Genomic DNA, 20259 nt, shown 5'->3' on the forward strand with positions numbered 1-20259 from the left:
CCGTCTGCGAGGGGGGCGGGAGAGTGTCCTGGGATTCTTCGGCCGGTTCGCAGACCGGCCGTTTGCACTGCGCCGTCTACATCCACGGCTTCGAGGTACGCGACCACCATCACCGCGCAGTGAGCGTACGCCGCCTCGCCGGTCTGCTCGCCACCGCGGTATCCGAGGCCGGCCTCGGGCCGCCCGACTGGTCGCTCGACAAGGAGAGCGGAGGGGTCACGGGTGTCTTTGCGGAGGAGGCGGATCTGGCGGGCGTAGTCCACAGAATGGTCACGGAACTCGACCTGCAGCTGATGGATCACCTCCACGAGGGCCACAGCCCCGAGTCAGAGCTCAGGGCACTGGTTCTGATGTACATGGGCTCCGCCGACGTCTGGTCCCGGCTGCGCACCACTCGGGACATCTGGCAGATTTTCCACGCCGGTGAGACCACCCTCGTACAGGTGATCTCCGCTGACGTTCACCGGCGGGCGGTACTGGCCGAGTTGGGCGGGCTGCGGCCCTGGCAGTTCGAGGCCGTGCGTTTGCCGGGCTGGAATGAAGAGGTATACGTACACATACCGCCATCCCACGCGCAGCGGTCCATGTCGATTCCCGCGCTTCGTGACCTTCCGGAACTCCCCGTCGAATTTGCCGAGGTGCCGAGCCAGACCGCGCAGCGTCTGCCCCTGCTGCTCTGTCTGGACACCTCGGGAACCATGGCCGGACAGCCGATCCAGCAGCTCAATGACGCTTTGCGGAATTGGGCTGTGGCTCTGACGGAGGACCCCGGGATCAGTGACGCGGTCGACGTGGCGATCGTGACGTTCGGCGGACGCGGTGTCAGCGTGTGGCAGGGACCCTACCTTCTTCCGCCGACAGCGGATGCCAATGCCTTCGTTCCCGCCTTTCGTTTCGAGCCGCCACAGCTCGGTGCGTTCGGACCCGCACCAATGACCGACGCGGTGGAGACGAGTCTGCACATCCTGGAGTCCTTCAAGAGCCGGCTGCGCAACTCCGGTCTGATCTATCACCGCCCGCAGATTTTGCTGGTGACCCACAGTGTTCCCACCGACCGGGAAGGCGAGGTCACCCGGGACTGGATGCGCCTCGCTCCCGTGCTCGCCCGGGGAACCGAGGAAAGGAAGTTCCGCCTCTTCGCCATTGGGGCCGGCGAACTCGCGGACGACGCAATGGACATGCTGCGCACGCTGTCACCCCATTACAACGCCAAACTCGACGGATTTCCCATCCACGAGGTCCTTTCCATGATTTCCGTCAGCGTGCGGAACGAGACAGACTCGTACATCAATGACGAGGTGATCGAGAAAATCTTCTCTCAATTCAAGTCACAAAGGCGTTCCTGGTCCAGCGACGAAGCCGACGAGACCTGGTAAGAGGTGGCTCGTAGATGACCGGTGCCGTTGTGCTCGACGGCGATGAGGTCGCCCTCCTCGGGCCGGCTCACAGCGGAGGCCAGGCCGAGATCTTCCATGTCCGCGACCGCCCCGACCTGGTCGTGAAGATCTACCGCGAACGGATAGAGGGAAGGGACGCGCGGCGCCTGGCCCGCATCGTGGCGATGACACCGCCCTCGCGCCAGGGAGGCATCGCGAACCGATCACCGGAGCTGGCCTGGCCTTCGGCACTGGTCTACACGCCGAACGGCGCGATGATCGGGTACGCGATGCGCTACTTCGGTCACCCCGACCACTTTCCGCTCGCGGCCCTGATCTACCGACGAGCACGTCTGCGCTACTTCAAGCACAGCGTCGCCTCCGGGGCCCTCGTCCGGGCCGGCCGGAATCTGGCCTCCGTCCTAGCGGTCATGCACCGGGGGGGAATCGTCGTGGGGGATCTCTCGGACCGCAACGTCGTGGTCGATCTCAAGGGCTTCGTCACGCTGCTCGACTGCGACTCGGTCTCATTCACCGATCCCGCCACCGGCGAGTTCTTCCCGAGCACCCTGTACACCCCCGACTACAGCGCGCCGGAACGCTTCCGGGGACAGCAGGCGACGAAGGCAACCGACGCCTTCGCCCTGGCGATCCTCCTCTACCTGCTCCTGACCGCCGGAAACCATCCCTTCGCTGGAGTACCGGTCGATAACGGGAGCACGGAAGTGAGCATCGACCAGAACATCATCGGCGGCCGGTCATATGTCGTCCGCGGCGATCGGATGATCGTGCCGAAGTGGATGCCGGATCCAGAGACCGTCCTCGCACCACGCCTCCTGGAAATGTTCAGGGCCGCCTTCGGCCCCGGACTGAGGGATCCGGCGGCACGCCCCCGCGCCGACGAATGGCTCACCTGCCTCGACCACGCGCTGGAGAACCTCCGTCCCTGTCCCCTACGGCCGCACCACGCCCACGACGTCCACCTGCCGGCCTGTCCATGGTGCGCGCAGACGGAAGCGACCGGTGATGACCCCTTCGACTGACCCACTCGGCCCAGGATCCCGAGCCGTCCTCATCGGCGCCTGGTCCGGCTGCGACGACCTGGGCCTGGCGGATCTACCGGCAGTCGAGCGCAACATTGCGGAACTGCACAGGCTGCTGACCGTTGGCGGAGTCGCAGGCCTACGACCCGACCACTGTGTGCGGGTGGAACAGCCCTCGCATCCCCATGAGATCCTCCGCCCGGTCGAACACGCGGCGTCCCAAACGACCGACACGCTCCTGATCTACTACGCGGGACACGGGCTGCTGGAGGGAAGACGGCAGCGCGACCTCTACCTCGCGCTGTGCGGAACGCGCTGGCCCGACGAATGCCTCCCTTACGAGAGCCTACGCACCCGCATCCTGGAGTGCGGCAAAGACGCACTTCAGACCGTCGTGATACTCGACTGCTGCTTCAGCGGCCAGGCTCTCGACGGCGAGATGAGCGGCGAAGGGATCGTATCGCCCGGACAACTCCCCGATGTCGTCGCCCGCGAGACCAGACTCCCCGGCGCCTGCGTGCTAACCGCGTCCGCCGCGACGAGAAAGGCACTCGCCCCGGTCGGAGCGACCTATACGGCTTTCACCGGCGAGCTGATAGCGGTGCTGCGGGACGGCATCGCCGGCGGACCCGAACTCCTCGACATGAGTACCCTCTACACCGAGCTGACCCACCGGATGAGACGGCGCGCGCCCGCTCCCACGCCCCGCTTCGGCTCCCGCGGCACAGGCGCTCGAACCGTCCTCACGCGCAACCGCGCGTACGCACCGCCGCCATCCGGCGCCACCGTACATGCCGCCTCGGCCCCGTCCGCGCGGCCTCGACCACACGACCTGGTCGCCCTGGCGGACCGGTTGTTCGGCGAGGCCGACCACGAGGCGGCGGCACTGAACTACCGGAAGGCACTCGTCCTCTTCGAGGCCGAGCAGAACCGCCCCGCGCAGATCAACGTGCTGATCGCCCTCGCCAGGGTGGCGCAGGCGACCGGCGACCTCCCCGGTAGCTCGGCGCACCTGGACCACGCACGCGCGATGGCCGTCGTCATCGGCAACCGGCTCGCGGAAATGAACGCCCTGAACGGCCTCGGAAGCGCCGCGCTGGCAGGCGACGCCACCGAAATCGCGATCCGCCACCACCGGGCAGCACTGATGATCGCCGAGGAGATCGGCAACGACCTCGGCCTGCTCAACGCGCTCAACGGACTCGCCCGGGCAGCGGTGTCCCAGACCGATCTGGACACCGCCGTCGGCCATTACCGTCGCGCCCTGGCGCTGGCCGAGAGACTCTCCAGCGACATCGGCCGGGCGAACGCTCACATAGGGCTCGGCAACATCGCACGACGACGCGACGACCGACCCACAGCCGAGCGGCACTTCCTCCAGGCCCTCGCCGGCGCCAAGGCCGTCGACAACCGTCCCGCCCAAGCCACCATCCTGCGCACCCTGGGCGACCTGACCGGCAGCACCCAGTACTACACACAGGCCGCCGCGCTGACCGACGGCACACCCGCGGGGCGGTGAACCGGCGCCCGTCACGCAGTCACGGGCTCGTCCTCCGAAGACGGGGGCCAGACTGTCTGCCATGACCTCGGATCCATGCACCCTGCCCGTCGTCGAAGTCAACGACCCCCTCCGCGACCGCAACCCAAAGTCCGCCTCGTGCGTAGATCGACGGATTGCACGTGTCGGCGAGCAGGTCGCAGGGTCGACCGGTCTCTTCCGGGACATCTGAGGGGCGGGGTGTTGTGCCCCTTGGAAGCAAGGGGCACAACATGGCCAAGGTCGGTCGACCCGCGGGCTCGATTGCCGCCCGGGAAGAAGTGGTGCACCGAGCCCAGGTTGGTCTCGGGTGAGGCTTGGCCTTCAGTCACGTTGTTGGACCCATGCCTGGTCTCCCCGCGCGCCCGGCCTGTTCGGCGGCCTCCGCCAGCAAGCCTTCGACGAGCCTCGCCAGCAGTCTGTCCGCGTCCCGGGCGCTGCGGCCCGCCGTGGCGAGCTGTACCGCGCTCTCGGTGTCTGCCTCGGCCAGGGTGACCAACGCGTCACGGACGATCTCGGTGCTGTCGCCGTACTTCTTGCGGATGGCGTGGACCGCCTCCGCCGCGATGGTCGCGGCGGTCTCGGGCGCGATGTCGACCAGCGTACTGGCCATCTCCTGCAGAGCGTACTGGCGGAACTGCGCCTCCAGGGGGGGAGGCTTTCAGGGCCACCCGGGCCGCCCAGTCCGGATCGAGTTCCACGCCGACCACGACGAGGCTCGTCAGCACCGGCATCCGGTCGTCCGCGGTGAGGTCGCGGGCCATCCGTTCGCACTCCTCCAGCAGCTCCAGCGCCTGCGCGGGCCGTGCGCGCACCAGCCCGGAGGACAGCAGGACCAGCCCCAACGCGTAGTCGGCCTGCGGGAATTCCAGGAGCCCCTGCCGCCTGCGTTCAGGGTCCGCCGAGCCCCGGGCGGCGGCGACCCACAGCCTGGCGGTGAGGCCCTGCTCCTCGCCCTGTACTTCGGCCGCGAGCAGTTCGGCTTCCCGGTACAGCTGCTCCGCCCACGCGGGGTGTTCGGGGGCCAGGCTCTGAGCGATGTCCGCGAGGGCCAGGGTCCGCCAGTCCTCCGGGATGCGACTCGCCACGGCCAGGGCCCGCTCCGGGTCCGTGTCCCGCAGTTCGGCGGCCACGGCGTGCAGAGCGTCCGCCCGTTCCTCCTCGTCGACCATGGTGCGGGCGAGTCGTTCGGCGGCGTCCAGGTCCGTCTCCAGTACGCGCTGGAAGATCCGGGACAGTGCCGAAGTCCGGTCGTTCTCGTCGGAGAGGCTCCGGGCGACGCGCTCGGCCGTCTGTGGATCCAACGGTGCCAGCGTGGTCACCAGTTCCAGCAGCGCGCCCTTCCGCTGGATCGGTGTGGGGAGGTCGCGGGCGACTCGCTCGGCGCGCCGGGGATCCTGGGCCGCCATTCCCTTCACGACCTGGTCGAGGATGCCCGCGGACCGCCACTGGTGAGTCTCCGCGGGCAGTTCCCGGGCGATCCGTTCGGCACGGTGCGGGTCCGTCATCGCCACCCGCTCGGCGACGTTCGCCAGCGCTTCGATCCGTGCCGGGGCGGCACCGATTCCTCTGGCGACGGCCTCCGCTTGGGCGGGTTCAGCCGGGGCCAGCGCTGCCGCCGCCGCGCTCAGCGCCGCCGCGCGCGTCGGCTTCGTGCGAAAGCCCTTCACCCCCATTGCCAGGTCCAGCGCCCGCTGCGCGGCCGCCTTCGAGCGTTGTGCATCCACCGGTGCCAGTGCCGCGGCCACCTCGGCGAGCGCCCACGCCCGCGCCACCACGTCCGGCGCGCCCTCGGCAGCGCGCCACGCCTCCACGACCAGGACCGCCCCTTGATGGGTGTCGCCGGGAAGTCTTCCGGCAGCCACTTGGGCCAGTGCCCGCGCCCGGGCCCCGGCTTCGGTGATCCTGGCGGCCACCAGCTCCGCGCCGGTCAGCAACCGGGGGTGCCTGCGCGCTGCCCGTTGCCGCTGCCGCTCCCGACGTTCCAGTGCCCACTCCCGCGCTGTGGGCACCGGCTCGCGTCCGCCCTGCGCGACGGTCGTGGTCGGCCCCGGCCCCCTCCCTCCGACGTCTCGCGCGTCATGGTTCCGCTCGTCGACCATCGTCGCCACCTCGGGCGGCAGCCACGACTGCGCCATGCCGTTCGCCGCGGGCATCCTGTCGAGGATGTGGGCCGGCGTCGGCCGCGCGGCCGGGTCCTTGGCCAGGCACTCGGCGGCAAGCCCGGCCAGGCGGGCCGGTACCCCGGTGAGGTCCGGCTCCTCGTGCACCGCCCGGTAGTTGACCACGTGCGGCGCACCCGTGCCGAACGGTGCGCGGCCCGTGGCCGCGTACGCGAGGACCGCGCCCAGGGCGAAGACGTCCGCCGCCGGCCCCGCCTCGCCGCCCACCACGTACTCCGGTGCCATGAATCCGGGCGTTCCGATCGCCAGTCCCACTCCGGTCAGCCGCGTCTCCCGCGCCGCCTGCGCGATGCCGAAGTCGATCAGCCGGGGGCCGTCCGCCGCGAGCAGCACGTTGCCCGGCTTGAGGTCGCGGTGCACCATCTCCCGCTCGTGCACCGCCGCGATCCCCTCGGCGAGGCCGGGCACCAAGAGCCCGAGCGCACGCTCCGGCAGCGGCCCGTGCCGACGCACCGCCGCCTCCAGGGACGGCCCGGGGACATACGCCGAGGCCAGCCAGGGCGGATCGGCACCCGTGTCCGCGTCCACCACCTGTGCCGTGTAGAACCCCCCGACCCGCCGGGCGGCCTCCACCTCGCGCGCGAACCGCCGGCAGAACTCCGGATCTGCCGCGTACTCCGCCCGGACCACCTTCACCGCCACCAGCCGCCCGCCGCGCGAGTGCCCGAGATACACCTGCCCCATGCCACCGCCGCCGAGCCGCTTCAGCAGCCGGTACGAACCGACCTCCCGCGGATCACCGGCCCGCAAATCCTCCACGTCACCCCCTGTGAACGTCTCTCCGCGGCAACGCTCTCCCCGACCGTGACGCCACGTCAACAGCGCCGGTTCCACAGGCAAAGTGCCGGCCGTCCCGGTCGCGCAAGTGCTCTCGATGCGTTCGCGAACACCGCAAGGCCTCCGGTGGGCGGAATATTGGGTTCCGGTTCATTCGTTTGTCGCGTAACCGCAGCTCGTGATGGTCGTAGAACACATGCGGACATCAGAGAGGCACCCATCACGCCATGCACAGCACGCCGACGGCACCGTCACCCACCACGGTCGATCCCCACCAGCACGGACGGCATGGGCCGGCAGCGGAGAGGCTGGGCGCCTTCTCTCCTCAGGGGCTGGTCCGGCTCGTGCAGCAGCCGCGCAGTGCGGTCCGGCTGCTGGCCCGGCCGGGGGACGGTGCGCGCGGTGCCGTGCCGGTGACGGTGGCCGCGGACGGATGTACCGAGCTGGGGGTGCTGCCCGGCGTCTATCCGGAGTGGCTGGGCGACCGGGGCTTTCTGCAGGCGCACGGAGTCCGCTACCCGTACGTCTGCGGTGAGATGGCCAACGGCATCAGCACCGTCGACCTCGTGGCGGCGGTCGCCGCCGGCGGCGTGCTCGGCTTCTTCGGTGCGGCGGGGCTGGCTCCCCGGCGGGTGGAGGAGGCCGTGCTCGCCCTGGGCCGGCGGTGCGGTGACGCCTCCTGGGGTGTCAACCTCATCCATTCCCCCGCCGAGCCGCGGGCGGAGGAGGAGACGGTGGAGCTTCTGCTGCGCCACCGGGTGCCGTGCGTCTCCGCTTCCGCGTTCATGGAGCTGACCGCGCCGGTGGTGCGGTGCGCGGTCGCGGGGCTGCGTACCGACCGGGCGGGTGCGGTGGTGCGCGCGCGTCGTGTGTTCGCCAAGGTGTCGCGGCCGGAGACGGCGCGCATGTTCATGTCGCCGGCGCCGCGTGAGCTGCTGGACGAACTGGTGCGCAGCGGCCGGATCAGCGTGCACGAGGCGCGGTTGGCGGAGAGCGTGCCGGTGGCCGAGGACGTGACGGTGGAGGCGGACAGCGGCGGCCACACCGACAACCGGTCCCTGACGACGCTGCTGCTGCGGATCCTTCGGCTGCGTGACGCGGTGGAGCGCGCCCACGGTCATCGGGTGCGTGTGGGCGCCGCGGGTGGGCTGGGCACGCCGGACGCCGTCGCGGCGGCGTTCGCGATGGGTGCCGCCTATGCGGTGACCGGGTCGGTGAACCAGACGGCGGTGGAGGCGGGCATGTCGCCGCAGGCCAGGCAGCTGCTGGCGGCGGCTGACGTGGATGAGGTGACGATGGCGCCCTCCGCGGACATGTTCGAGCTCGGTGCCCGCGTGCAAGTGCTGTCCAAGGGGACGATGTTCGCTGTCCGGGCGCAGCGGCTCTATGAGCTGTACCGCCGTCACTCGGGTCTCGACGAGCTGCCCGGGCAGGACCTGGCCTGGCTGGAGCGTGAGGTGCTGCGCGCTCCGGTGGCGGAGGTGTGGCGGGAGACCGAGCGGTACTGGCGGGGGCGTGATCCCGGCCAGTGCGCTCGTGCCGCCACCGACGACAAGCACCGGATGGCGCTGCTCTTCCGCTGGTACCTGGGGCAGTCCACCCGGTGGGCGATCGAGGGCTGCGCGGACCGGCGCGCCGACTACCAGTTGTGGGCCGGTCCGGCGCTGGGGGCCTTCAACGCGTGGGTGGCGGACAGTTTCCTGGCCGCCCCCGGGGAGCGCACCGTCGTACAGATCGCGCGCAATCTCCTGGAGGGGGCGGCGGTCGTCACCCGGGCGCAGCAGCTGCGGACCTGCGGGCTCCCCGTGCCCGACACGGCGTTCCGTTTCGTACCCCGTCCCCTGGCCTGAGCGGTCCGGCCGCCGTGCCGGCCGCTTTACCTGATTGAGGCGCAGAGAGTGATGCAGAGTTCCACTGAACATGGTGCGGGGCAGGACGCGAACACGGGTGAGCGGGCCGCCGGCCCGGGTGCACTGGACATCGCCGTGGTGGGCCTCAGTGCCCTGTTGCCCGGGGCGGACGGTCCTGAGCCGTACTGGCGCAACATCCTGTCCGGCCGTGACCTGATCCGGGACGTTCCGGATACGCACTGGCTGATCGACGACTACTACGATCCGGATCCGCAGGCGGCGGACAAGACGTACGCCAAGCGCGGGGCCTTCCTCGATCCCGTCGCCTTCGACCCGCTGGCCTTCGGTATCCCGCCCAAGGCGCTCGAGGCCACGGACACCACCCAGCTCCTGGCCCTGGTGGCCGCACAGCATGCCCTGGAGGACGCGACCGGCGGGGACCTGAGCCGCCTGCGGCGGGAGCGTGTCGGGGTGGTGGTGGGTACCGGGGTGCTACAGCTGTCGTGCGACATGGCGGCACGAACGCAGCGGCCGGTGTGGCTCAAGGCGCTACGCGAAGGCGGTATGGACGAGGACTCCGCTCAGCGGATGTGCGACCGCATCGCCGGGCACTACGTGCCGTGGCAGGAGGCGACGTTCCCGGGGCTGCTGGGCAACGTGGTGGCGGGCCGGATCGCCAACCGCTTCGACCTGAACGGCCCCAACTGCACCGTGGACGCCGCCTGTGCCAGCTCGCTGGCGGCACTGACCATGGCCACCGACGAACTCGTCCTGGGCCGCTGCGACATGATGCTGGCAGGCGGGGCCGACACCCTCAACGACATCCTGTGGTACCTCAGTTTCAGCAAGACGCCCGCGCTGTCGCCGACCGGTGACTGCCGGCCCTTCTCCGAGAACGCCGACGGCACCATGCTCGGTGAGGGGCTGGTGCTGTTCGCGCTGAAGCGCCTCGCCGACGCCGAACGCGACGGTGATCGCGTCCACGCGGTACTGCGTGGCCTGGGAGCCTCGTCGGACGGCCGGGGCACGGCCATCTACGCGCCCCTGCCCCAGGGGCAGGAGCGGGCCCTGCGGCGCGCGTACGACCAGGCCGGTTACAGTCCGCGCACGGTGGAGCTGGTGGAGGCGCACGGTACCGGCACCGCGGCCGGGGACGTGGCCGAGTTCCGTTCGCTGGCCTCGGTGTTCGGGGCCGCCGCCGAGGAGGGGGACCCGCCGTGGTGCGCGGTGGGTTCGGTGAAGTCGCAGATCGGGCACACCAAGGGAGCGGCGGGCGGTGCCGGTCTGCTCAAGGCGATCCTCGCGCTGCGGCACCGTGTCCTGCCGCCGACCTACAAGGTGGAACGACCCAATCCGCGGCTGCCGCTGGGGCAGGGGCCGCTGTATCTGAACACCGAGGCCCGCCCCTGGGTGCGCGACAGTGCTCATCCGCGACGTGCGTCGGTGTCCAGTTTCGGGTTCGGCGGGAGCAACTTCCATCTCACGGTGGAGGAGTACCGGCCGCCGGCCGGGTCGCGGGCGTGCCTGCCGCCCCGGGTGGACGCCGCCCCCTGCCACCTCTTCGTCCTGGGTGCGGACGGCGCGGCTGATCTGGCCGCACGGGCGCGCTCCGCGTCCGCCGACCGGGCACCGCTGGCCAACAGGGCGCGGGCCGCGCAGCTCGCCTTCGATCCGTCGGCACACGCCCGGCTGGCCGTCGTCGCGGCCGATGCGGAGGAACTGGCCCGGCTGCTCGACGAGGCGGCCGCGCACCTGGACACCGCGCCCGACGCCCCGCTGCACGATGCCCGTGGCGTGCACTGTGCGGTGGGCGTCCCCGAGCCGGGGCCGGTGGCGTTCCTCTTCTCCGGGCAGGGCAGCCAGTACCCGGGCATGGGAGGCGGGCTGGCGCTGCACGTGCCGCAGGCGCAGGAGGTGTGGGACCAGCTGGCCGACTGGCGATCGCAGGACGGGACGGCCCTGCACCACGTCGTCTTTCCGCCACCCGCGTTCGACGAGCGGGAACGGCACGCGCAGGCGGAGCGGCTGACCGCCACCGAATGGGCGCAGCCGGCACTGGCCGCCCAGGCACTGGCGCAACTGGCCGTCCTGGACGCGGTCGGTGTGACCGCCGACCTCCTGGCCGGGCACAGCTTCGGCGAACTGGTGGCCCTGCATGCCGCCGGGGTGCTGAGCCGTACGGATCTGCTGGCGGCGGCCAGGCGCCGCGGTGAACTGCTGCGGGACGCGGCCGGGCAGCCCGCCGGGATGACGGCCGTGGGGTGCGGCGCCCGGCAGGCCGAGAAGGTACTGGAGCACTGCGCCGCCCGGGAGGTGTGGGTCGCCAATCACAACGGCCCGGAGCAGACCGTCCTGTCCGGGACGCTGGCGGCCCTGGAGGAGGCCGAGCGTGCCTTCGGCGAAGCGGACATCGTGGTACGGCGGCTGCGGACGAGCGGCGCATTCCACACGCCGCTGGTGCAGAGCGCGACCGAGCCGTTCGCCGGCTTCCTCGACGGGCTCGAAGTGAGCGGGCCCGACCGTCCCGTCTACGCGAACGCCACGGCCGCCCCCTATCCCTCGCGGCCACGGGAGATCCGGAAGCACCTCGCCGGGCAGCTGACCTCTCCGGTGCGCTTCGCGGACCAGATCGAGGCCATGTACGAGCGAGGGGCACGCACCTTCGTCGAACTCGGCGCGGGCAACGCGCTGACGTCGCTGACGGGCCGGATCCTGCAGGGCCGGACCCATCTCGCGGTGGCCGTGGACCGCCGCGGCGAGGACGCGCTGCGCGGCCTCCACAACGTTCTGGGGGCTCTGGCGGCGCAGGGCCGTCCCGTCGACTTCGCCCCCCTGTGGGCCCATCTCCCCGACCCGCCCGTTTCCGCTCCCGCCGACGCCGCGGAGCCCGACGGACCAGCAGCCAGCAGGAGGATCACCATTCTCGGCACGAACTACGGCAAGCCCTATCCGCACTCCGGCGAGCCCCTCGACGGCGCCTCACCGGTCTCCGCCCCGCGGACCGAGGACGCCGCTGCCGCACCGGCCCATGAAGTCCCTGCCCCCGCTCACCGGGTTCTGCCCGCGCAGAGTTCCGCGCCGCCGCTGCCGCACACCCCGGCCACCGTGCCCGCGGCTCAGGGCATCCCCACTCCCTACGGGTCGCCCTGGCTGCACGCGCTGCAGGAGGCACAGCGGCAGGCCACGGAGACCCACGCGTCGTTCCAGCGCTCGATGGCCGACAGTCACATCGCCTTCCTGCGCACGGTGGAAGCCGTCGTGCACGGCATGTCCGCCGCGATGGGCGCGGCCCCGGCCGCCCTGCCGTCGCCCGCTCTCGCGCCCGGTGCGGCGGTGCAGCCGCATGCCGGACACGTGAGCGGGCCGGGGTACGAGGCCACCACGTGGGAGGAGCCGCCGCCCGGACACATGCAGCCCGCCCCCGTCCTGCTGCCCGCTCCCGCACACCCGGCGGCAGCCCCGTCACCCTTCGCCGCCTCGGACGGAGGGCAGGACGCCCGGCCTGCCGAAGGCGGTTTCCCGGTGACGTCGCGTGAGCCGGTCTCGTACGCCGCAACGGTCCCGGGCGAGAGGGTGGCGCAGACGCCGGTGACCGCGGTCGTCGAACCGCCCCGCGGCGAGCAGCCCGGCAGCGGGCCCGGCGGGCCTTCCGGGAGCGGACCGGAGTCGGCGGAGGACGCCGTGCTCGAGGTGGTCGCCGAGCTGACCGGCTACCCGGCCGATGTCCTCAAGCCGGAGCTGATGCTCGACACCGACCTGGGTATCGACTCCATCAAGCGGGTGCAGATCCTGTCGTCGCTGCGCAAGCGCTTCCCGCAACTGCCCCGGCTGGACGCGGGGCGAGCCGCCGGGTTGCGGACCCTCGGTGAGGTCGCCGCCGTGCTGAGGGAGAACCTGCGGGACGAGGAGGACGAACAGCCTGCCATAGCGGCGTCCGCGGAACTGCGAACGGCCCGTCCTGAAGCCCTGCCGGAGCAGGCGGACAGGGACCTCCCTCTCCAGCGCCTCGACGTGTCGGCGGCACCGGTTCCCGCTCCGGACATGATGCTGCCCGGCCTTGCGGACCACCCCCTGTTGATCACGGACGACGGGGCGGGGACCGCGGCCGCGCTCGTGGAGGAACTCACCGCGCGCGGCCTGCAGGCGAGCGTGTGCACCGGGGAGGTGCCCGCGGACACGCACGCGCTCGTGTCCCTGGACGGTCTGCGGCCGGTCGACGGCATCGACACCGCGTACGCCCTCGCCCGTGACCTCTTCCGCACGGCACGGCGCATCGCGCCCGCGATGCGGGAGGGCGGCGTGTGGGTCACCGTGCAGGACACCGGCGGCGACTTCGGTCTCGCCGGCACGCACGGGGCACGTGCCGGGCTGGGCGGGATCGCCGGTCTGGCCCGCACCGCCGCCCGGGAGTGGCCGGCAGCCCGGGTAAAGGCCGTCGACTGCGCTCGCGGACAGCGCGACGCGCGGGCGATCGCCCGCGTACTGGCCGAGGAACTGCTGCACGGCGGGGCCGCCACCGACGTGGGCCTGCCCGACCACGACGCGGGACGAGTGCTGGTCAGGGTACGGCGGCCCGCCCGGGGGACGGCGCACACCCCGTCCGAAGGCGGCGTACTCAGGGAGGTGCCCGGCCCGCAGGACGTCCTGGTCGTCACCGGTGGCGCCCGCGGGGTGACCGCCGAATGCGTCGTCGCGCTGGCGCGGGCCCACCGCCCCAGGCTGCTGCTCCTCGGGCGCAGTGCGCTGCGGGAGGAGCCGCCGTATCTCGGCGCGGCCGGGGACGAACGGGCTGTCCGCACGGCCTTGATCGAACACGCCCGCCGGGAGGGCGCCGCTCCCGAGCCCGCCCACGCCGCTGCCCGGGCGAGGCAGGTGGTGGCAGCGCGCGAGATCACCGCGACACTCGCCGCCTGCCGGGAGGCAGGGGCCCAGGTGAGGTACGCGGCCGTCGACAGCCGTGACCGCGACGCGCTCGCACGGACCCTGGACGAGGTCAGGGCCGAGTGGGGCCCGATCACCGGTGTTCTGCACGGCGCGGGGGTCCTCGCGGACCGGCGCCTCGAAGACAAGACCGACGACGAGTTCGACCGGGTCTTCACCACCAAGGTGGACGGCCTGGAGGCGTTGCTGGCGGTCACCGACCCGGATCCGCTGCGATGGCTGTACGTCTTCTCCTCCGTCGCGGGCCGCGCGGGCAACGCGGGGCAGAGCGACTACGCGATGGCCAACGAGACGCTCAACCACCTGGTCGCCGTACACGCCGGCGCGCGTCCTGGGCTGCGCGCCAGGGCCCTGGTGTGGGGCGCCTGGGACGGCGGGATGGTGACTCCGCATCTGGCCGAGTACTTCGCGGCCGCGGGGACACCGCTCATCAGCCGGGCAGCCGGGGCCCGGGCCCTGGTGGAGGAACTCGCCCAGGAGGGCCCCGTCCAGAGGGTCCTGGTCCCGCAGGCGGCGGGTACCGAGCTGGTGCCGGCGGAGGTCGACGCGCCGCTGGCCGAACTGCGGGTCGGGGCCGGCAGCCACCCGCACTTCGCGGAACACGCGGTGGGCGGCCGTCCGGTGGTGCCCCTGGCGTATGTGGCGGAGTGGTTCGCCCGGCTGCTGCGCGAGCACGATCCGTACGCGCCCGTCGAGCTGAGCGACCTCCGGGTCCTGCGCGGCATCGCCCTGGAGGACTTCGGCACCGCGGAGCGCCGCCTGCTGGTCCGTCGCGTCCGGACCAACGGGAGGCCGGAAGCGTGGCAGTTGCAGGGTCACGGCGATGGCGATGGCGCACCGCATTACCGCGTCACACCGGGCGGTGCCCCGACCGTGGACGGGTTCGGGGTGGAGACCCGCACCCTCGCACAGGATCTGGGACCGCTGCCGCGGACCGAGCTGTACGACGGGCATGTCCTCTTCCACGGTCCCGCCTTCCAGGTGGTGCGCGGCTTCAAGGGGGTCGGTCCGTCGGGTGCGCGCGGCGAGCTGGCGGGTGTGCGGGGCATGGACTGGCGGCCGGAGCCGTGGATCACCGATCCGGCAGCCGTCGACGGTGCCCTGCAACTGGCCGGGCTGTGGGCCGAGCACCTGCTGGGCGGTCCGACCCTGCCCATGGGCATCGGCCACTTCCGCTGGCACCGGCCCGGGCCGGTCGCGGGCACCGTGCCGTGCACGGTGTACGCCGGAGAGGCCGACGACGGGCTCGCCGTCTGCGACGTCCTGCTCGGCAGTCCTCAGGCGCCGGTCGCCGAACTCCTGGGCGTACAGCAGGTCCTGCGCCCGTCATGACCACTTTGCCTCCGCCGGCACCGCCGCGGAGGACACCACGTCAGGAGCAGCACACCTCTCATGGACGCAGCTCATGCATCCTACGAATCGCAGGAGGACGGCGCCCGGGTGCCAGGTGAGGCGCTGCCCGGGGCAGCGGTGCGGGCCTTCGCCGTGCGCACGTCGGACGGTGGTGACACGCGCGCGTTCGTCGAACGGCTGGTCACCGGCCGGCCGGAAGCCGGAGGCACGAGGGCCGGGACACCGGCGGCGGTTCCGTGCGGCGAGGCGGCAGACCTTCTCGTCTCCGTGGTCCGGGAGACGGTGGCCTGCCTTCCGCACCTGCCCGAAGGCACCGCCGTCGTCCTGTGCTCCGGGCCCGGCGGGACAGCGGCCGCACAGGCCCGTACCGCACTGGCCGCCCTCCCGGAACTGGCCGCCGCGGACGTGCGCGTCGAAACCGCCGCCGACGCCTCGGTCCTGCACGACTCGGTTTGGACCGCGGGGACCGGACACGCGGGTGCGGTGATCGTCGCGGCGGTCGCGGCAGGGCTGCCCGGCCCGTCCGACGCCCGCGGACAGGAGCCTTCCCGGTCCGCCGCCGTAGCGGTGCTCCTGGCCCCGCACACCCCCGGCCTCTCCGGGGCACTCGCCGTCGCGGACGCCGGTACCACGGGGGACGGGACCGACGGTGAGCGGGAAGACCTGCTGGTTCTGCGTGCCGATCGCGGGCCACGCAGCCATTCGCCGCAGGCGGACGTGCTGCTGTGGGACGGCAGCGGCATCGCCGCTCTGGAGGCGGTGGCCGCCGCGGTGACAGCGGTGCACCACGGCGCCCGGCCCCGGGCGGCGGCACACGCAGAGCCCTGGCTCGCCCCCCGGCGCACCGCGCGGGTCGTGCTGACCGGGGACGGCGGCCTGTCCCTGCGGCTGCGCTCGGTACAGGAGAGCCCCGCGGCCTGGGCACCGCCTCGGGCACCGGGCCGGCGCCTGTACGTCTTCTCCGGCGCCGGCACCGGAGACATCCTCCGTGACCTGGAGAGCGGGCGCGAGTCCCGAGGCGGCCCGGCCCGCCTGGTCGTCGTCGCCGGCCACGACGAGTACACCGACCGCGTCCGGCAGGCCCGCCGCTGGCTGTCCGAGGGCCGCCGCCGGCCACGCCCGCCCGGCGTGTACTTCTGGCCGCAACCCCTCCGCGGCGACCTGGCGTTCGTCTTCCCCAACGGGGCCGCCGCCCACCCGGGCATGGGCCGCCGGCAGCTGCTCGCCTTCCCCCGCGCCGTCGACGAGGTACGCCGCCGGGGCAATCCGCAGGAGATGGCCGGCTGGGCATACTCGGGCGCCGGCAGCGCACCCGACGCCGCGGGCAAGATCTACGGCGCTTCGTTCCTCAGCCTGGTCCACGCCCACATCTCCCGCGAGGTCCTCGGGCTGCGCCCGCAGGCCGTCCTGGGCTACTCCTCCGGGGAGATCAGCGCACTGCTGGCGACCGGCGTGTGGCCGGACGTGGGCGCCGTCCTGGCCGACACCCACGACAACCCGCTCTTCGACGGTCTGCTGACCCGGCCCTGGCGTGCCATCCGCGACGGGTGGCGGCAGGCCGGTGTCACCGGGACCACGTGGGCCGCCCATCTCGTGGGCACCGACCCGCGGCAGGCCGCCGCCGCTGTCGAGGACGAGCCGGGCGTGCATCTCCTCACGGTCAACGCACCCGGCAGCTGCACGCTCGGCGGCGAGGCCGAAGCCTGCCGCCGTGTGCTGGCGCGGCTTCCGCACGAGTACGCCATGCCGCTCGACTACGACATCGCCGTCCACACGCCGATGGCCGCGGCCGCCGCCGACCGGTGGCGTGCGTACTTCCACCGTCCGGTGCGCCCGTCCGGCGGCGTGCGTTTCTACACCTGCGCGGGCGCCTTCCGCTTCTCCCCGACTCCCGACGGGATCGCCGAGGCCAGCGTCGCCCAGGCGCTGGGAACGATCGACTTCCCCGGCGCCGTGGAGCAGGCATGGGCGGACGGTGTCCGGGTCTTCGTGGAGCACGGGCCCAAGGAGCGTTGCACCCAGTGGATCCGCGAGATCCTGGGCGAGCGTCCGCACCTGGCACTCGCCCTGGACCCCACCGACGGACAGGGCCTGGACCGGCTGCTCGCCGTGTGCGCGGAACTCGTCGCCGCCGGAGTCGAAGCCGACGACGAGGCACTCCTCGCCCACCTGTCGGCGGCGGCCGGCACATCGCCGCACGACGTGCGCCTGCCGCACCAGTCCCCCGCGGGCGCAACCGTCCGCGGCCCGGCCGCGAGCCCGGCGGTGGTCATGGCGCCCGCGCCGCCCCTGCCCCCACCGGACACGGACGCCCGCCGCCCGGCTCCGGCCCCCGCCCGGGTCGCCGTCCAGCCGCCCCCGCCCGGTCGGACGAACGACTTCACCCGAGCCGCAGCCGCTCATGTCGCGCTGATGTCACACCATCGGCACCTGCACACCCTGCTGCTGCAACGCCACGATGCCCACGTGGCGCCCGGAGCCGCCCGCGGACCGCGTGTCCCCGCCGCGGCCGACCGGCTGCTGCTCGACGCGTCCGGACACGTGTGCCTGGCCACGGTCCTCCAGGCCGCCACGCAGTCGGCACCGAACGCTCCTGCCGGATCGTCCCTCTGGGAGCTGATCCTCCACGGCCCCCTCCCTGGGCCCGACGAGCGGCTGCGGCACCGGCGCAGCGGGCCCGGCGAACCCTTCCAGCACGTCGTTCACGGCTCGGACCGTCCCGTGCTGACGCTGCGCACGCCCTGCGCGGCTTCGGACCGTGCCGCCCTCCCCCACCGGTCCGCGCCGCCGCACACGCCGGGCGCACCCGTCCTGCGGTTCACCCCCGCACAGGTGGGCGCCTTCCGCGAGGGCCGCCCCTACGACTGCTTCGACGCCCAGTGGACGGTGGCCACCCGCTCCCACGTACGCAGCCCACGCAGCGGCACCGCCGACACGGCGGTCCTGCACCAGGTCACCTCCCTCGATCCGCACGGCGGCCCGCACGGCCTGGGACACCTGACCGCACATCTGCGGCACCCGACCGCCCGCGCGCACACCGGCGGCACCCTGGCCGAGACGGGCGGCCTGCCCTGGCTCCTGGAAGGCGTCCACCAGGCCCTGGCCTTCCTCCTCTCGGCCTCGGGGCTCACCCGGGACCGGGACGGCTGGCGCTTCCAGCCGCTGCCGGGCTCCCACTGCACCCTCCGGCACACCCCCGGCACCGGCCCCGCGGACACCGTGACGTGCGAGGTGACCGTCACCGCCCTCGACATGGACTCCCACGAACCCCGCGTGTGGGCGGACGTGGTGTGTACAAGCGGCACGACGGCCGTGCTGTACGCACAGGGTGTGGCACTCCAACTGGCCCAGGACTGGCCGCTGGAGCAGTGGCGGCGCCTGGCCGCCGCGCCCGCACAGGACGTGGCACCGCACATTCCGCCGGCCGCCCTGCCGGCCCTGCGCCCGCCGGAACCCGACCCCCGAGCCCTGGTACGCGACGGACTGCGCCTGGATCAGGTGTCGATGCTGGCAGCTGCCTGGGGGCGCCCGAGTGACGCGCTCGGGCCCGCTCACCGCGCGCTCGACCGACAGCCACGCGTGATCAGGCTGCCCGCACCGCCCTACCAGTGCCTCACCCGGATCACGCGCTTGTCGGCGGCGCCCGGCGTACCGGCCGTAGACAGTGTCATCGAGGCGGAGTACGACATCGCGGCGGCCGCCTGGTTCCACCACGACGACAACCGACCGCCCCTGCCCCAGGCCTTGCTCCTCGAAGCGGCTCTGCAACCGTGCGGCTGGCTCGCCCAGTACGTCGGCGCGGCCGGCGAACCGGGCGGCACCCCGGTGTTCCGCAACCTCGACGGCGAAGCACGGCTGACCGCACCCGTGCCCCGCGGGGCACGCACCCTGACCACGCGGGCCACTCTGCGCGAACACGTCGACGACGGCACGATGGCCCTGGTCTTCTTCGACCTGGAGTGCACGGCCGACGGCGTGCGCGTCCTCACCGGCACCACCGGTTTCGGGTTCTTTCCACCAGACGCGTTCGCCACGCGGACGGGCCTGCCCGGTCCGCCGCCGCACGCACCGGACACGACCGGGGAACCGATCGCGGACGGCGACCTCGGCATCCGGCCGCCGCGCTGGTTCGGCGGCCGGATCCCACTGCCCCCCAAGCCGCTGCTGATGCTGGACCGGCTCACCGGATTCTGGCCCCGGGGCGGTCACGCGGGACTGGGCAGACTGCGGGCGGAGAAACGCGTCGACCCGGGCGACTGGTACTTCGCCGCGCACTTCTTCCAGGACCCCGTACAACCAGGGTCCCTGGGCATCGAAGCCATGTACCAGCTGCTGCACTGCCACCTGATCCAGCAAGGCCTCGACGCGGAAACCACCTCCCCGCGGACCGAACCGGCGGCGGCATCCGGCCCCCTTCGGTGGAAGTACCGCGGGCAGGTCGCCCCCACCGACACCCTGGTCACGGTGGACGTGGACGTCACCGGCCGCCGCGACGACGCGGACGGCGTCGTCCTCAGCGGCGACGGCTGGCTGCACGTCGACGGCACCTGCATCTACCACGCCACCGGTCTCGCCCTGCGCCTGTCGCAGGGGCCGACCACAGAACGGAGATCCCGCGCATGACCACTCCGCACCCCCACGCCGTACGCGGCGACGCGGAACAGCAGACGATCCACGACTGCAGTCTCCTCCTGCGGTCCGCCGTCGCCGCCGACGTGCCCGCCGTCGAAGCACTGCACACCCGCTGCTCCCCGCACACGCTCTACCGGCGCTATCACGCCCCCGTCCACGGCGCTCCGCGCATGCTGCTCAAGCACTTCCTGGCCGGCCACAGCGACTACTTCGTGGTGACCACACCGTCCTCGCAGGCGATCGCGCTGGGCGAGTTCGCACCGGCGACCCGAGGACAGCAGCCCCAACTCGCGCTCATGGTGGAGGACGCCTGGCAGCGCCGGGGCATCGGCACCTGGCTGACCCGACGCATTCTGCACACCGCGGCACGGGCCCGGCTGCGCACCGTGTACGCCGACGTCCTGGGCGAGAACGCACCCGCCCTCCAGCACTTCCACGGCTTCGGAGGAGTCGTGCAGAGCTGGGAACAGGGCACGGCGCAACTCGCCATCCCCGTAGCGGAACAGGACACCCCGCTCCAGGACCACGACGGGCCCATGGCGAAACCGGCCGCGGCCACCTGAACAC

Annotated in this window: 9 protein-coding genes; 7 read left to right on the plus strand and 2 right to left on the minus strand. The window is 72.5% G+C overall.

All coding sequences use genetic code 11. The features are described 5' to 3' along the window. Positions 1-23: 23 nt before the first annotated feature. The 3 genes from ACGF3J_RS10595 to ACGF3J_RS10605 are packed head-to-tail and all read left to right on the plus strand — an operon-like array spanning position 24 to position 3938. The gene (locus tag ACGF3J_RS10595) at positions 24-1376 is read left to right on the plus strand and encodes a hypothetical protein (RefSeq protein WP_393853917.1); all 1353 of its coding nucleotides are present in this window, start codon (positions 24-26) and stop codon (positions 1374-1376) included. 14 nt (positions 1377-1390) lie between these two features. Continuing rightward, positions 1391-2419 (plus strand): protein kinase, encoded by a 1029-nt coding sequence (locus ACGF3J_RS10600; protein WP_393853918.1) that lies wholly within the window; start codon positions 1391-1393, stop codon positions 2417-2419. Then, the gene (locus tag ACGF3J_RS10605) at positions 2403-3938 is read left to right on the plus strand and encodes a caspase family protein (protein ID WP_393854035.1); all 1536 of its coding nucleotides are present in this window, start codon (positions 2403-2405) and stop codon (positions 3936-3938) included. Before ACGF3J_RS10600 ends, ACGF3J_RS10605 begins: the two co-directional genes overlap by 17 nt. 346 nt (positions 3939-4284) lie before the next feature. On the opposite strand, the gene ACGF3J_RS10610 is transcribed toward ACGF3J_RS10605, so the two are convergent. After that, on the minus strand, positions 4285-4569 hold the full coding sequence (locus tag ACGF3J_RS10610; RefSeq protein ID WP_393853919.1) for a hypothetical protein: 285 nt from the start codon (positions 4567-4569) through the stop codon (positions 4285-4287). Beyond that, complete coding sequence (locus ACGF3J_RS10615) at positions 4460-6898, minus strand: protein kinase (protein WP_393853920.1); 2439 nt, start codon at positions 6896-6898, stop codon at positions 4460-4462. Before ACGF3J_RS10615 ends, ACGF3J_RS10610 begins: the two co-directional genes overlap by 110 nt. 245 nt (positions 6899-7143) lie before the next feature. Between ACGF3J_RS10615 and ACGF3J_RS10620 the strand changes: the two genes are divergently transcribed. From ACGF3J_RS10620 to ACGF3J_RS10635, 4 genes are read left to right on the plus strand one after another with little or no spacing between them, the layout of a single operon-like run. Further along, positions 7144-8766 carry a PfaD family polyunsaturated fatty acid/polyketide biosynthesis protein gene (locus ACGF3J_RS10620; protein WP_393853921.1) on the plus strand — a complete coding sequence of 541 codons (1623 nt, stop codon included), beginning with the start codon at positions 7144-7146 and terminating at the stop codon, positions 8764-8766. Between the two features lie 51 nt (positions 8767-8817). Next, on the plus strand, positions 8818-15039 hold the full coding sequence (locus ACGF3J_RS10625) for an SDR family NAD(P)-dependent oxidoreductase (RefSeq protein ID WP_393853922.1): 6222 nt from the start codon (positions 8818-8820) through the stop codon (positions 15037-15039). Positions 15040-15099: 60 nt separating this feature from the next. Next, positions 15100-19683, plus strand: a complete 4584-nt coding sequence (locus ACGF3J_RS10630) for a hypothetical protein (protein ID WP_393853923.1) — start codon at positions 15100-15102, stop codon at positions 19681-19683. After that, on the plus strand, positions 19680-20255 hold the full coding sequence (locus ACGF3J_RS10635) for a GNAT family N-acetyltransferase (RefSeq protein WP_161329341.1): 576 nt from the start codon (positions 19680-19682) through the stop codon (positions 20253-20255). The genes ACGF3J_RS10630 and ACGF3J_RS10635 overlap by 4 nt, the downstream gene beginning before the upstream one ends. The last annotated feature ends 4 nt before the right edge of the window (positions 20256-20259 follow it).

Origin of the sequence: Streptomyces sp. NPDC048171 (assembly GCF_043202655.1) — a bacterium.
GTDB lineage: Bacteria > Actinomycetota > Actinomycetes > Streptomycetales > Streptomycetaceae > Streptomyces.